The sequence below is a fragment of the Chryseobacterium sp. SIMBA_028 genome, from assembly GCF_046535285.1.
Classification (GTDB): domain Bacteria; phylum Bacteroidota; class Bacteroidia; order Flavobacteriales; family Weeksellaceae; genus Chryseobacterium.
The window spans coordinates 1-246 of the sequence record NZ_JAWRWZ010000680.1 but is presented as its reverse complement, the minus strand read 5'-3'; the positions used below and the strand labels follow the sequence as shown (position 1 = coordinate 246).

Here is a 246-nt window from a genome sequence, read left to right as displayed (position 1 = left end):
GGCTGGGTAAAGTCGATGCCGGGGCGGACCTCGCCGTCCGTCCGGAAATCGGTGGGCCAAGGCGTGACGTCGATGCCGAGCTTGCGGAAAATGCCGACGGACCGTGGCATGTGATATCCGGAGGTGATCAGCAGGCAGTTCGAAAGTCCGTTCTGTGCAAGCAGATCCTTGGTGTTCATCGCGTTCTCGAAGGTCGTGCGCGAAGCTGTCTCCTCCACCAGCCGCTCGCGCGGTACGCCGAACAAC

1 protein-coding gene is annotated in these 246 nt (G+C 62.2%); it reads right to left on the bottom strand.

All coding sequences use genetic code 11. From position 1 onward, the window contains the following. Nucleotides 1–246: YdcF family protein (locus SCA31_RS24965; protein ID WP_410699638.1), on the bottom strand; the 246-nt coding region annotated here is incomplete at both ends.